Source organism: Microcoleus sp. FACHB-672 (assembly GCF_014695725.1).
Taxonomy (GTDB): Bacteria; Cyanobacteriota; Cyanobacteriia; order Cyanobacteriales; family Oscillatoriaceae; genus FACHB-68.
The window spans coordinates 127,247-140,953 of the sequence record NZ_JACJOU010000014.1 but is presented as its reverse complement, the minus strand read 5'-3'; the positions used below and the strand labels follow the sequence as shown (position 1 = coordinate 140,953).

Sequence of the window (13,707 nt, the reverse complement as noted above, 5' to 3'; positions counted from 1 at the left end):
CCCATCGAGAATTGCTGGTCAAAAATCAAAGGGATATTGCGGACGATAGGAGCAAGAACTTATCGAGCCTTGGATGAAGCGATTACACTAGCCTACCAACAAGTGTCCTCTCAGGAACTTCTTAATTGGTTTACTCACTGCTGTTACTGTACTTCATCTATTTGAGAAACGCTATAGTTATTTTTCTTCCTACATTTAAGGAACTAAAAATATGAAGTTAAGTAAAAAACTGTATTGGGGCTTGACATTGCCAGCAATTATGTTAGTGGGAATCGGCTGTGTTTCCCTTTACTCGTTCTGGCGGATTGATCGACAAATGGAAACGATCTATGATGATCGCATCGTTCCTCTGCAACAGCTGAAAAAGATTTCAGACAGTTACGGAGTTTCCATCATTGATGCCGTCAATAAAGCTCACGCAGGTCTCTGGACAATGGAGCAGGCACTAAACTCAGTCAATGAAGCCACGATAAAAATCAAGCAGAACTGGGTTGCTTACAAAGCGACCCAGTTGATGCCAGAAGAGACGCAACTTGCCGGCGAAATCGAAATCTTATTTTATCAAGCCGATAGAGAAATTGAGCAACTTAAACAGGTATTGCAGACCGAAGACAACTCATCTTTAGATCAATTTGACGGCCCTCTGTATAACACGATTGATCCGCTGATTACCAAGATCCAGCAATTAAGTGATTTACAGTTACGCGTGGCCAAACAGGAACGAGACAAAGGCGCCATGATCTATCAAAATATTTGGCAGCTTTTTATTATTCTATTAATCTTAGCTGTAATTATCGCCTCTCCCATTGGCTATTTTCTGAGCCAGTCTGTCATTGGCACTCTCAAAGAAACAATTAATACACTTGCCTCAGCTTCAACCCAAATTGCTTCAGCAGCCGAAGAACACGAACGCATTGCAGCGCATCAGGCAGCTTCGCTCAATCAAACCACCTCCACAATGGCTCAACTAAGCGCTTCCTCCCAGGAATCTGCAGAGCGATCTACAACCGTTGCTGCCGGCGCACAGCAGGCATTAGTTCGGGCGCAGGAAGGTTCTAAAGCGGTGGTGCAAACGTTGGAGGGGATGTCAACTCTGCAAGAAAAAGTCGCAGCACTAACGGTTCAAATTCTACTATTGAATGAGCAAATGAACCAGATCGGGAATATTTCAACTTTGGTGAGTGAGCTAGCCGGCCAAACGAATATGTTAGCGCTGAATGCAGCAGTTGAAGCAGTGCGAGCCGGCGAACAGGGAAAAGGCTTTGCCATTGTTGCCGGTGAAATTCGCAAACTTGCAACTCAGAGCAAAGAATCCGCCCAAAAAATTAATGCACTCATCCAAAATATCCAAATTACTATCAATTCTACGATTAAGGTAACAGACAACAGCACTAAGACTGTTGAAGAAAGTGTCAAAACAGTGAACGAGATGGCAGATGCTTTTAGAGATTTGGCAGATACTGCTAACCACAGCGCCTTTACCACCCAACAAATCTCGCTGATGGCGAAACAACAACTCACCGCGATTCAGCAGGTTGTTGAAGCGATGGACGCTCTCAACATTGCTGCCAAAGAAACTGCCGAAGGCATCTCTCAAACAAGAATTGGTACTCAAAAATTAAATCAAGCTGCGCTGGAACTCAAAACGGTAGTCTAGGGAATAGCAATATTTAAGGCAATGAAGTTTTAGAGGAATCAAACCATGTTTATGAAATTAAAGCTAAAAAACCGTAAAGGCTTTGGGTTGGTGGCAAGTGAGATTAGCAAACTCGCAGATCAAAGCAAACGCTCTGCTGAAAAAATTAATACTTTAGTCTCGCCAATTCGCCACGCTACCAACTTTGCTGTGGTGCTGACTGAACATGGAACTAAAAGTGTTGAAAATATTGTTTCTGCCATTAACAACATTGCAATGACCGCTCAACAAATCTCTTTAAGTGTTCAACAAGTGGTAGAGGCAATGAATAACCTCAATTTTTCGACTCAACAAACAGTTGATGGAATTAATCAAACGAAAGTGGGTTTGCGACAGCTGAATGAGGTAGCAGTCAAGCTTAAACACGAGGTTTAACAGGAACTAAGATTAGGTTTGTTAAAAAACCTTTTGTCAACATAACCAGTATCGATAAACTTAGCTTACTGGTCGAATAATTATATTCAGATTTATTAGCGATTCAATGAATTAATCACTGGCTATTTGTGATAGACGTGGCTTCATAATTTGTAACAAGCCAACACCGATGATTAAACCGATTCCATGCGCCCAGTAACCGATTCCTTGCGCGTTCACACCCCCAGCAACGACCAATGAGCCAATGCTATAAAATAGCTGTTGAAGGAACCACCAGATTGGGTATAAAAGAGCAGGAATTTCCATTGGAATAAATACAACAGCTAGCGGCAAAATACTGTCAATTTTTGCCTTGGGAAACTTCAGAAGGTAAGCACCTAAAACTCCGGCAATCGCTCCATTTGCCCCTACTAAAGGCCCGGAGAGGGCCGGCTCTATCAAAATTTGCACAATGCCGGTTAAAACTCCACACATTAGATAAAATCCCAGAAACCGCCCATGTCCTAAAGTCTCTTCTACTCTTTTACCAAATACCCACAAAAACAGTAAATTTCCTAATATTTGACTAAAGCTACCGTGGAGAAAAATTCCACAGATTAGGGAACGGGAAGACATAAATAGCAAGATGAACCAGGCAGCGGGGTTTCTCTCTGCTATCGCTGCTTTTGCTACGGTGTGCAGCTGTGCCGGCACGATTCCCCAACTGGGCAGAAACTCGCTCAAAGTTCCTGCGGCTTCTAGTTTCAGTTCCCAAAAAAATAAAGCAATCGTGAAACCAATCAGCCAGTAAGTAACAAGTGGAAATCGGCGGTTCGGAAGATTATCAGAAATCGGAATCATAACTTCCTCTCAAGGCGGTGCTGATCAGTCGGAATTTCTATTATAAACTCTGTGCCTCGACCAATTTCTGAAATACATTGTAACGAGCCTTGATGCTTGTCAACCACAATTTGATAACTTATTGCTAAGCCCAAACCTGTGCCTTTGCCAATGGGTTTTGTTGTGAAGAAGGGGTCAAAAAGTTTTTGTCGTGCGGACTCACTAATTCCACAACCGTTGTCAGCAATGGAAATGATGAGTTTGTTTTTATTATCAAGAGAAGTATGAATCCGAATTTGCCGACTTTGCTGCAAAGAAGTGCTTCGGCTGTCCCGTTCTTCCAAGGCATCTATTGCATTCGTGAGTAAATTCATAAATACCTGATTGAGTTGGCCGGCATAACACTCGACTAAAGGCAAATTGCCATATTCTTTAATCACCTCAATAGCAGGAGCAGTGGATTTCGCTCTGAGCCGGCTGTTCAAAATCATCAAGGTGCTGTCGAGTCCTTCATGGATATTAACCTCCTTCATCTGCGCTTCATCAAGACGAGAGAAGTTTCTTAAAGAACGCACAATTTCTTGAATTCGCTCAGCTCCCACTTTCATTGAACCCAGCAATTTCGGCAAATCTTCTGCCAGAAATTCTAAATCAATTTTTGTAATTTCATTTTGAATTTTAGCTGGCGGCTGAGGATAAGATTCCTGATAAAGTTGAAGAAGTTTTAACAGGTCAAGTGCGTAATCTTGAGCCGGCATGATGTTTCCATAGATAAAACTTACCGGGTTGTTAATTTCGTGAGCTACACCGGCAACTAACTGCCCTAGAGAAGACATTTTTTCGCTTTGAATTAGTTGGGATTGAGTTTGCTGCAACTCCCGCAAAGCGTGTTCTAATTCCAGACTTTTAGCTTGGGCAACTGCCGCAGCGACGCTCGTTTGCTCGTAAAGTCCAGCTTGGTCAATTGCAATCGCTAATTGGCCGGTAATTGCTCTTAACAATTCTCGTTCACTATCACACCACGGACGAGGGTGGGACGAACGAATGCAAGTAATCGCGCCCACTTCACCCCCCCGCGTGTGAACCGGAAAACTCAGGAGCGAAGCGATTTCATGAGTGCGTAAGAACTGCTGAAAAACCGACTCGTCAAGCGCGTCAACATCATCAATGCAAATTTCCTCCGCAGTGTCTACAATTTTTTGTCCGAACGCACCGACATCGCCTGCGAGATAAACGCCCAAACGGCTGGGTGTTTCTGGAAGTTTGGATTCCTGAACTGTCTCCCAGCAAGGAGAATTAATCGTTAATGCTTCATTCTTAATTCCCTCTGGACAATACCAACTGAAGTGACATTGCTCAGCTTCTAGCAATTCCCGAATTGCATTGACCGTTGTTTGTAAAATTTCAGAAAGATTGAGAGATTGGCGAATTTGACTGGTGAGCCGGTTAATCAGTTCCTCCCGTTGAGCGAGGGTGCGGAATTGTGCCTCACTTAGACGCAACGCCTCTTCTGTCTGTACGCGTTCAGTAATATTTAAACCCAAGGAAATAATTCCCACAACTTGACCTTGCTCATCAGCAAGGGGGGTATTATGCCACTCACAAATAAGCGCCCTCCCATCTTTTGCTATATGTTCGCTAATCGCGTGATATCCGCCTTTGAGCGCTACCAAACTGGAGCGGATTTGCTCGATGTTTTCCCTGGTCGTTTCTGATAGGATTAGTCCGAATAAGCTGTGCCCAATTGCTTCATCGGCACTGTAACCAAAAATTCTCTCAGCTCCTGGGTTCCACGCCATTACTGTTAGCTCTGTCGTACACTCAAGGACAGCAAGCGGAGTTTGCTCAATCATCAATTCAAGTTTTTGGGCAGTCGCTCGACGTTCCGCTTCGGCGCGTTTGCGCTCTGTAATGTCGATGCCGTAACCTATGCTACCAATCGCAATTCCCTCACTGTCTCTTTCCAGTGACACGCATAGAAGCAGATCGAAGACTTCCCCAGACTTGCGGATCGCCTTGAATTCCTTTTCATGACTGCCTTGCTGCTCAAATAAGATAATGCTTAAGTTGTGCAGGCACTCATGCTGATCGGCAGGGAAAAGAAAGCTAATTGGTTGACCAATGACTTCTGCGGCTGTGTAGCCATAGATTCGCTCAGCGCCCTTGTTCCATCTTGTCACGGTGCCGATGAGGTCGGCTGTCACGACTGAATCATAGAGTTGATCGAGCAGTTGTGCTTGCTGTTGCAATTCAATTTCTGCTCGTTTCCGCTCTGTAATATTCTCAACCATGCCTAGCCAATAGCTGGGGTTGCCGTCCCGATCTCGCAGTAGCGTTTCTTTTAAACTGCCTAAGACGATTTCCTGATTTTTGGTGATGAAACGCTTTTCAAATTGAGAAGTTGCCAAAGCGCCGGCTGTCATATCCTCACCTAGTTCTAACTCTCGCACCATGTCTTCTGGATGGCTAATTTGAGCGACTGACATCTCCAAAAGTTCTGACTCGCTATAACCTAACATCTCAGACAAAGCCTGATTGACTTTAACAAGCTGATTCGTGTTTGCGTCAGATAAAGTGATCGCAATGGGAGCGCAATCAAAAATTTTGCGAAGACTTTCTTCGCTCTGGGCAAGTGCAGCTTCTGCTTGTATGCGCTCAGTAATTTCGAGCACTATCAGCCCAATTGCAATGGGAATATTATTCTCTGAGAGCAGGGGAATATAAGAAACCAGCCACGTCCGCGTTACCCCAGGGTCTTTGGGCGTTTCACCACAGATTTCAAGATTGAGTATGGCTTCGCCTGTTGCCAGAATCTGCCGGTACATTGGTTCTACGATGGGTGCGATTTCGGGTAAGACCTCCCTTACCGTTTTGCCGAAATGTTCTGCCACCGGCACGCCATTAATTTCTGCTAGGGTTTCGTTAATTTGCAAATAGCACAAGTCACTGTTTACTATTGCAATGCCAACAGGTGCGTTGGCGATCAAGCTATTTAAAAGCCCTTGCTGTTGCGCCAGTTCCACCTCTAATGCTTGCTGTTTGCTGATGTCACGTCCTTCTGCAATGAGCAAAACAACCGCTCCCGTCTCGTCAAACACCGGCTTGAGGGAGAAATCAACCGTGATCACTTGATCTCCAGCACCGATGGCATTCACTTCATAGCGGATAACTTTGCCACTTGCCGCCTGAGCGATGGAAACTTTTAAGCGTTCTTGCGTTTGGGTGGAAAGCCTCCACCACGGCGTTTCCCAAAACAATTGACCGATCACATTTGCCGGCTTTATTCCAGCAAAATCGAGCGCTGTCTGGTTCGCTTGTGTGAGCGTGCCATCCGGTTTCAGCAACCCCACAAACTGGAATGACTGGTCAAAAATTGCCCGAAACCGTCTTTCACTATTGCGCAGTGCTTGTTCTGATAGCACGCGGTCGGTAATATCTGTAATGGCTCCAACATAACCCAAAACCTCGCCGGCTTCCCCCGTCTCTGCAACTGCCTGCGACATAACCCAAGCAATTTGGCCATCAGGCTTGGCAAGGCGATAATCTGATTGAAAAGGCACATTCTGTTGTATTGCTTGTTGCCATTGGCTAAAAACAGGCGCTTGATCGTCAGGATGAATTGCGTTTACCCATCCATTGCCTAACGATTCTTCTTTCGTGAGTCCAGAGATTTCGCACCATCGATCATTGGTGTAACCACAGTTCCCTTGACTGTCGGTGTGAAAAATCCCCACGGGCAATAATTCTGTCAAAGTTCTATAGCGTCGCTGACTCTGGCGCAGCTGCGCTTCAGCCTGTTGCCGATAGGCAATTTCGCTCTGCAATTGTTCAATCGTTTTTCTTAATTCTGTAGTCCGTTCTTCAACTCGCTGCTCTAATTCCTCATTGGCTTGTTGTAGGGCTATTTGGGCTGTTTTGCGCTCGGTGATGTCCATAACCGTGCCAAACAACCGCACCACTTGCCCTGCAATTAGCGTCGGGTGATGCTGAGCGTAAAGGTAGCGGGTACTTCCATCTGAATGAAGAATCCGATGTTCAAAGTCATACGCTTTCCCCTCACGAATCGCGCCGATTACCAGGGTTTCCCAATATTCCACATCATCAGGATGAATGGCTTGCCGAAGTTCTAAATAAGTGGGGACTCCTAAGTTGGGATCGCGCCCGTAAATTCGGAAAATTTCATCAGACCAATTGATTGTTTGGTTGATGACATCAAATTCCCAGTTGCCGACATGAGCGATTTGCTGAGCAGCTTTTAAGTCGGCTTCGCTTTTGTGGAGTTTGGCGTCGGCTGCTTTACGATCTTGAATGTCCTCAATAACTTTAATGACATACTTTAACTCTCCCTTAAAATCCCACATTAAAGAAACGGTTAAGTTAACCCAGATGGAGAAACCTTGTTTGTGAATATAGCGTTTTTCAATTGAATAAGTAGTAATTTCACCGGCAATCAGTGCTCGCTCGCGCTCACGGTCAATTTTTACATCGTCGGGATGAGTAATATCACTCCAGCAAAGACTCTGCAATTCTTCTGCTGTGTAACCTACAATCTCACAAAATTTCTGGTTAAGCCGAATAAACCGGCCTTGGGGATCGCTATGAGAAATGCCTACTGCTGCTTGCTCAAAGGTGGCGGTAAATAAGGCTTCTTTTTCGCTTAATGATTCGTTCTCTTTTGCCTGGGAAGAGCTATTGGGAATTAAAGAAAAAATCATTCCTCCAATTTCTCCATTGTCTTCGTACCAGGGATGACTCACTCTTTTTAAGTTTTCTGTAGCGTCGGCTACTAATTCTTCACTCGAAACTGTAGCCGGTGCTGAGAGAATGGCGACACTGTGTTCTTGACTTTCCTGCAACTCAGCACGCGAATGAACCGGCATTCTAAAGTCTACGTGAAATTGCCGGTTCATTAAATCAGAGTCTTCGAGTTTATGCACTTGTACCCACTGTCGAGAGACTGCCAGATAGCGCATTTGGCGGTCTACCATTGCTACGGCATAGGGGAGATGTTCCAGAAAATGCCGAAATAACTCATGATCTGGGGCGTACATAAATCACTCAAGAAAGTTCTTTCTTGAGGATAATCAAATTCTGTCTAAATAAGGTTGAAAATTTAGTTGCTTTATATTAAGAACTAAATTGACGAAACAGGCTGGCCAGAATCGTATTAGAAAATAAGAATCCTTCCGGGTCACTCAGACGCAGTTGGCCCAATGTTGGCAGGTTCTGTCCAAGGGAAGCGCTGATCGCCACTCCATCTGGGTTTACGATTTTTACCCATCCTTGCCGTTGATAGGGTTGCAAACACGTCAAAATCTTTTCTAGGGTGCCGGTGCCAAATTTTTCTGCCAGTCCTGACAAGCTCAACCCTTCTGCCAGCCGTAACCCCAACATCAAAGTTTCCAGCAGAATATCCTGGAACGACTCAGTGCCGGCCTCCTCTATTTGGCTTGCCCCATTCTGCTTTGCGCCTTCCGAGTGCAGCCATTCATAATATTCCCACGTCTTGCGAGGTCTCGTAAATCGCCGGCCTTGAACATAACTGGTTGCCCCCATGCCAAAGCCAAAGTAAGGCCGATTTTGCCAGTACACTCGATTATGCCGGCATTGATAACCGGGCTTCGCGTAATTAGAAATTTCGTAATGGTTGTAACCGGCACTGGTTAAGATTTGCTGTGCTAGCCGGTACATTTGAGCAGCCATTTCATCTCCCGGCAAGGGCTGAACACCGGCTTGATAGTAGCGATGAAAGGCCGTATTTTGCTCAACGATCAAATCGTAACTTGAAATATGAGCCGGAGAAATTGCCACCGCCGCTTCTAGCGAAGCTTTCCACAAATCAAGATTTTGGTGCGGCAACCCAGAAATTAAGTCGATACTGAAATTTTGAAAATCTACCTGGCGAAGCATTTCCACCGCTTCTAAAATGTCTGACACTGTATGAGAACGGCCACACACACCTAACAGCTCATCCTGAAACGCTTGCACGCCTAAACTCACCCGATTGACCCCAGCCGTTCGATAGCCTTCGAGTTGTTCCAGGGTAAAGGTTCCTGGGTCCATCTCCATCGAAATTTCAGCGCCGGTAGCTATGCCAAACTGCCGGTCAAGTGCTTCCAAAATACGCGTGATCTGGTCGGCTGAAAGCAGAGAGGGAGTGCCGCCGCCAAAAAAAATTGTCTCTAGTGGCAGAGATTTTGAGCGGAGAAGCGGTTGACAAGTTTCTGAAGTTGTGTATACTTCCTGCAACAGCATCTCAACATATTGCTGAATTGTTCCAGAATTCTCACCATTTTTGCGATCCCCCACGATCGAAACGGGAAAATCGCAGTAATAACAGCGACGCCGACAGAAGGGAATGTGAAGGTAAGCAGCAGTCGGAACACCTGATGTTAAAGAGTCGGGAGGCGTTGGGGTATGAGCTATTGCACTATTCAAGGGAGGTAAAAAACCAGAATTTGCTAAATGTTACGGGAATCTTTACTACTACTGAGGGGGAAATGGGAAACAGAATGCAAAACCTCTAAAGATATAATAAAGCCAATCCTATCTTTGCGATGAGTTTAACAGCTACTCGCTCCTACATTCCCCCCTGGAAATTAACTCCGAAATTTATCGGTTCAAAACGATGCTTGATGCAATCATTATTCTTTCATTCATCCTAGCAGTAGCAGGAATCGGTTTCTACGGTGTAGAACTGCTTCCTAGCAGTACGATGCAACAGGTAACGAGCATAGAGGGGTTGCGTTTGGTAACAACCGGCTTTGGGGCGCTAATTGGCGTTGCCGTCGGCTTATCGGCGCAAACCACCTATCGGCGGATGGAAACGCAAATCCGCAAAATGCCGGTAGAAATGCTGCTGACGCGTGCGGTTGGTTTAGTCATTGGCTTATTAGTCGCCAACTTAATGCTGGCCCCGCTTTTCTTGCTGCCGATTCCCCGTGAGTTTGCTTTTATTAAACCCTTAGTGGCTGTAGTTGGCAGCATCTTGTTTGCCTTCACCGGCGTTACTTTGGCAGACAGTCATGGTCGCGCTTTCTTACGCTTGATCAATCCAAACAGTGTGGAAGCCATACTGATGGCAGAAGGCACCCTCAAGCCGGTGGCAACTAAAGTTTTAGATACTAGCTGCATTATTGATGGTCGCATTGAACCGCTGCTAGAAACTGGATTTCTTGAGGGGCAAATTCTTGTACCGCAGTTTGTGCTACAGGAATTGCAACTTGTCGCTGATGCTTCTAACGATTTAAAGCGCGTGAGAGGACGGCGCGGTTTGGATATCCTCAAGCGGCTAATGGAAACTTATCCAGACCGGATTGTGATCCATTCAGCAGACTACGAAGATATCAACACAGTGGATGCTAAATTAGTGCGTTTGGCACAAGAAATTAACGGCACCTTGCTGACAAATGACTACAACTTAAGTAAAGTTGCCAGCGTACAAAAAGTGCCGGTGTTGAATATCAATGACTTAACCCAAGCTGTGCGTCCGACTTATCTTCCTGGCGATAATATTGACCTAAAAATCGTTAAAGAAGGTAAAGAACCGGCCCAAGGAGTGGGTTATTTAGAAGACGGCACAATGGTAGTTGTTGAAGAAGGCGGCATCCACATTGGCGGCGAACTGCGCGTCGTTGTGACATCCGCACTGCAAACCTCTGCCGGTCGGATGATTTTTGCCCGTCCCCACGCATCAGCTGTTACTGGCTAATTTGGAGGCAATGGCTCACAAATTTCAAATGAAAATCTGTGCCGACTACAATTAAACTGCCCCAGCTTTATATCGCGTTAAACACGGTAAACTGGGGCAGTAATTTTTTTATGTGAAAAAAATGGTAAGGATAAGTTAATTAAAATAACTTCCGATTCGTCTGTGCCGGCCCTGAGCAAATCTTGAAAGCTTGCAGATATTATTTTTACTAAATATTCCTAAATGAATCAGTAAAGGAACGCAAAGAAAAAATTTCCTTTACGTTCCTTGCCTTAAAAAAACCGACCTGAAATTTTCACCGGCATCCCTATTGCAAAACAGTTTTAGAAACAATCCGAGTTTTCTTGCGATCAGCTTCTGAGAGTTCTTCCCCTGATTGCAATTGCGTTGCACTGCTTTGCAACACCGTCGCTGCACCTTTATCTCCCATTTGCAGCGCCGTTTTTGCAGCCGTTTGCAACATTGTAGCGGCACCGGCTCGATCTCCCTGTTGTAATTTCGCTTCTGCCAGTTGAGTTTGCCGGTATTTTGCTAAAGCAAGAATGTGCTTCTGCACTTCTGGATTAATTGCCGGCTGGTAAACACTCTGGAAGTTAGCATCCACCGGCACCACTTCTGAGAGCACACCTTCAACACCGGCAGCAGGGTCATCATAACGGATTTGCAGATTGGCAATCGTTTGCCGGCCTTGTGCCAGTTGAGCAAGGTAAAGGTTCGCCAAAATTACTCTCGGTGCATCCTTCATCAAGTCTCCCAAACGCACCACAATCCGATCAGCCTCTCTCTGCACCGGCAATTCAATCGCATCGGGGATCACCTGAGCAATCGGCTTGAGTTCCGCGAGGCGCACCTTCGGCATTAATGACAGCAGCAGGTAAGCATTTGTTAGTCCCACCGATTGAATGCGGCTGAACAGCCGGCTAAACACATCTACCGCTTGATCAGGACGCTCAATATAAGCCAAATTGCCGCCGGCAGCATCAGAAATCTTTTCCAAAACATCTTGATTCCAGTGATCACCAAACCCCAGCGTATTCAACGTGAGTTTGTACTCAGTCGCTAGTTGAGCCAGCTTCAAACAGCGATTATTATCGCCATGTTCATTCTCACCATCTGTGAGAAGAAACGCTTGGGAAATCCTATCTTTTTTACCTTTAGCTAGTTCATCAATCCCCAGTTTTAAACCCTCATCTATCGCCGTCCCGCCTTCAGGATGAAGTTTATCAATCTGCTTTTTAATCCGTCCCCGATCTTCAATCGCCTGATTTGGGACAATGATTTTAGCCCTGTGGTCAAACGCCACCACTGAGAGGCGATCACCCGGATTCAGCCTATCTACAAGGCGATGCGCTGCCTGTTTCACCGTTTCCAGGGGTCGCCCACTCATCGAACCACTGTGATCCAAAATTAGACACAAGTTGAGGGGCACATTGCGATCCATCTCAGCAGCAATCGCAGAGATCGAAATCGATAGCTGACGCTGGCTGCTTGCCTGAGTGGCATCAACGTTAGAATCATTTAAGGCCGGTTGCAAACTTACTTTCATAATCAAATCGTTCCTGCGAAACTCAACACCGATAGGAATGACATCATAGCCAAATACTAGCGTTACGCAGAGCGCCAGCGCTTTCGAGCCATCTCATTACTACTCAGCATAGGCTAGGGGGCGAGAAAATGACGATGCCATCTGCCGGTAGTGAAATTACTCCTCGACCGTTCCTCCTGCCTTAACACCATCACGCTACTATGTTAGAGATAGTGTCATCATTTCAGGCAACCATCAGCAATGAACTCACCCATCAAGGCTGTTCAATCCACCCAATACGGAGATGCCTACTATAGGACACCCCCGCCAGATTTACCGTCCCTTTTATTAAAGGAACGCATTGTTTATCTGGGACTGCCGCTAGTTTCACCAGATGAGTATAAAGATCAGCTAGGGGTAGACGTAACAGAGCTAATTATTGCCCAATTGCTCTATTTGCAATACGATGACCCAGAGAAGCCTATTTATATCTACATCAACTCTACCGGCACTTCTTGGTATGGTGGAGATTCCATTGGTTTTGAAACAGAAGCCTTTGCTATCTGTGACACCATTAGTTACATAAAGCCTCCCGTTCATACCATTTGTTTGGGTCAGGCAATGGGCACGGCAGCAATGATTTTATCCGCCGGCACGAAAGGATGTAGAGCGAGTTTGCCCCACGCTACGATCATTCTGCACCAAGCTCGCAGCCGCACACGGGGTCAAGCCACAGACATTCAAATTCGGGCAAAAGAAGTCTTGGCAAATAAAGCGACAATCGTAGAGATTTTCGCAAAAAATACGGAACAGCAGGCTGAAAAAATTGCCAAAGATATGGACAGAATGTTCTATATGACCCCCTACCAAGCCAGAGAATATGGCTTGATCGACCGGGTTTTAGAAAGTTCTAAAGACCTGCCTACACCTGTCCCCGCTATAGCCTGAGTTGTATACCCGCTAAAAGCAAGAGACTCCTATGCCCATTGGTATTCCTCAAGTTCCCTACCGCCTCCCTGGGCAACCTTATACCCAGTGGATTGATATCTACACTCGCCTTTCTCTGGAAAGAATTATTTTCCTAAGTCGAGAAGTGAATGATGGAGTGGCAAATTCTATCATCGCTCGGATGCTTTATTTAGATTCCGAGGATCAAGGCAAAGATATTCTTTTGTACATCAATTCTCCGGGCGGTTCGGTAACAGCCGGCTTGGCGATTTATGACACAATGCAGCACATTAAATCAGATGTGGTGACAATTTGTGTGGGAATGGCAGCCTCAATGGGTGCGTTCCTCCTCACTGCCGGCACCAAAGGGAAGCGACTCGCACTTCCCCACGCACGGATCATGATCCACCAACCCCTTGGCGGTGCTCAAGGACAAGCTTCAGACATCGAAATTGAAGCCAGAGAGATCATCCGGACTCGCCAGCAGCTCAATGACATGATGGTACAGCGAACCGGCCAACCCCTCTCTAAAATTGAGAAGGATACCGACCGCGACTATTTCATGTCTGCTCAAGAGGCGAAAGAATACGGTTTAATTGACCGAGTCATTGAAGAGCGTCCCGCCTAAAACAC

At 45.7% G+C, this 13,707-nt stretch carries 9 protein-coding genes; 5 read left to right on the top strand and 4 right to left on the bottom strand.

Annotation, left to right across the window (positions count from 1 at the left end; genetic code table 11):
- Positions 1–211: 211 nt before the first annotated feature.
- Together H6F56_RS10005 and H6F56_RS10000 are read left to right on the top strand one after the other, a co-directional pair.
- Positions 212–1,657: a HAMP domain-containing methyl-accepting chemotaxis protein gene (locus tag H6F56_RS10005; RefSeq protein ID WP_190667389.1), complete on the top strand. Its 1,446-nt coding sequence runs from the start codon at positions 212–214 to the stop codon at positions 1,655–1,657.
- 45 nt (positions 1,658–1,702) lie between these two features.
- Entirely contained in the window at positions 1,703–2,071 is a 369-nt protein-coding gene (locus H6F56_RS10000) for a methyl-accepting chemotaxis protein (RefSeq protein WP_190667388.1), read from the top strand.
- A gap of 111 nt (positions 2,072–2,182) precedes the next feature.
- Here H6F56_RS10000 and H6F56_RS09995 read toward each other — a convergent pair whose 3' ends face one another.
- The 3 genes from H6F56_RS09995 to hemW form a co-directional block, all read right to left on the bottom strand.
- Positions 2,183–2,911 carry a rhomboid family intramembrane serine protease gene (locus tag H6F56_RS09995; RefSeq protein ID WP_190667386.1) on the bottom strand — a complete coding sequence of 243 codons (729 nt, stop codon included), beginning with the start codon at positions 2,909–2,911 and terminating at the stop codon, positions 2,183–2,185.
- Positions 2,908–7,941, bottom strand: a complete 5,034-nt coding sequence (locus tag H6F56_RS09990; RefSeq protein WP_190667384.1) for a PAS domain S-box protein — start codon at positions 7,939–7,941, stop codon at positions 2,908–2,910. The genes H6F56_RS09995 and H6F56_RS09990 overlap by 4 nt, the downstream gene beginning before the upstream one ends.
- Positions 7,942–8,017: 76 nt before the next feature.
- The gene (gene hemW / locus H6F56_RS09985) at positions 8,018–9,328 is read right to left on the bottom strand and encodes a radical SAM family heme chaperone HemW (protein ID WP_190667382.1); all 1,311 of its coding nucleotides are present in this window, start codon (positions 9,326–9,328) and stop codon (positions 8,018–8,020) included.
- A gap of 190 nt (positions 9,329–9,518) precedes the next feature.
- Between hemW and H6F56_RS09980 the strand changes: the two genes are divergently transcribed.
- Positions 9,519–10,601, top strand: a complete 1,083-nt coding sequence (locus tag H6F56_RS09980) for a PIN/TRAM domain-containing protein (protein WP_190667381.1) — start codon at positions 9,519–9,521, stop codon at positions 10,599–10,601.
- 307 nt (positions 10,602–10,908) lie between these two features.
- Here the strand turns inward: H6F56_RS09980 and H6F56_RS09975 are convergent, their stop codons facing one another.
- A complete protein-coding gene (locus H6F56_RS09975) occupies positions 10,909–12,147 on the bottom strand; it encodes a vWA domain-containing protein (RefSeq protein ID WP_190667379.1) in 1,239 nt (412 codons plus the stop codon).
- A 240-nt stretch (positions 12,148–12,387) separates the two neighbouring features.
- Between H6F56_RS09975 and H6F56_RS09970 the strand changes: the two genes are divergently transcribed.
- Positions 12,388–13,074: an ATP-dependent Clp protease proteolytic subunit gene (locus H6F56_RS09970; RefSeq protein ID WP_190667376.1), complete on the top strand. Its 687-nt coding sequence runs from the start codon at positions 12,388–12,390 to the stop codon at positions 13,072–13,074.
- 31 nt (positions 13,075–13,105) lie between these two features.
- Positions 13,106–13,702, top strand: coding sequence for an ATP-dependent Clp protease proteolytic subunit (locus H6F56_RS09965; RefSeq protein ID WP_190667375.1), 597 nt, complete (start codon positions 13,106–13,108; stop codon positions 13,700–13,702).
- Positions 13,703–13,707 lie beyond the last annotated feature (5 nt).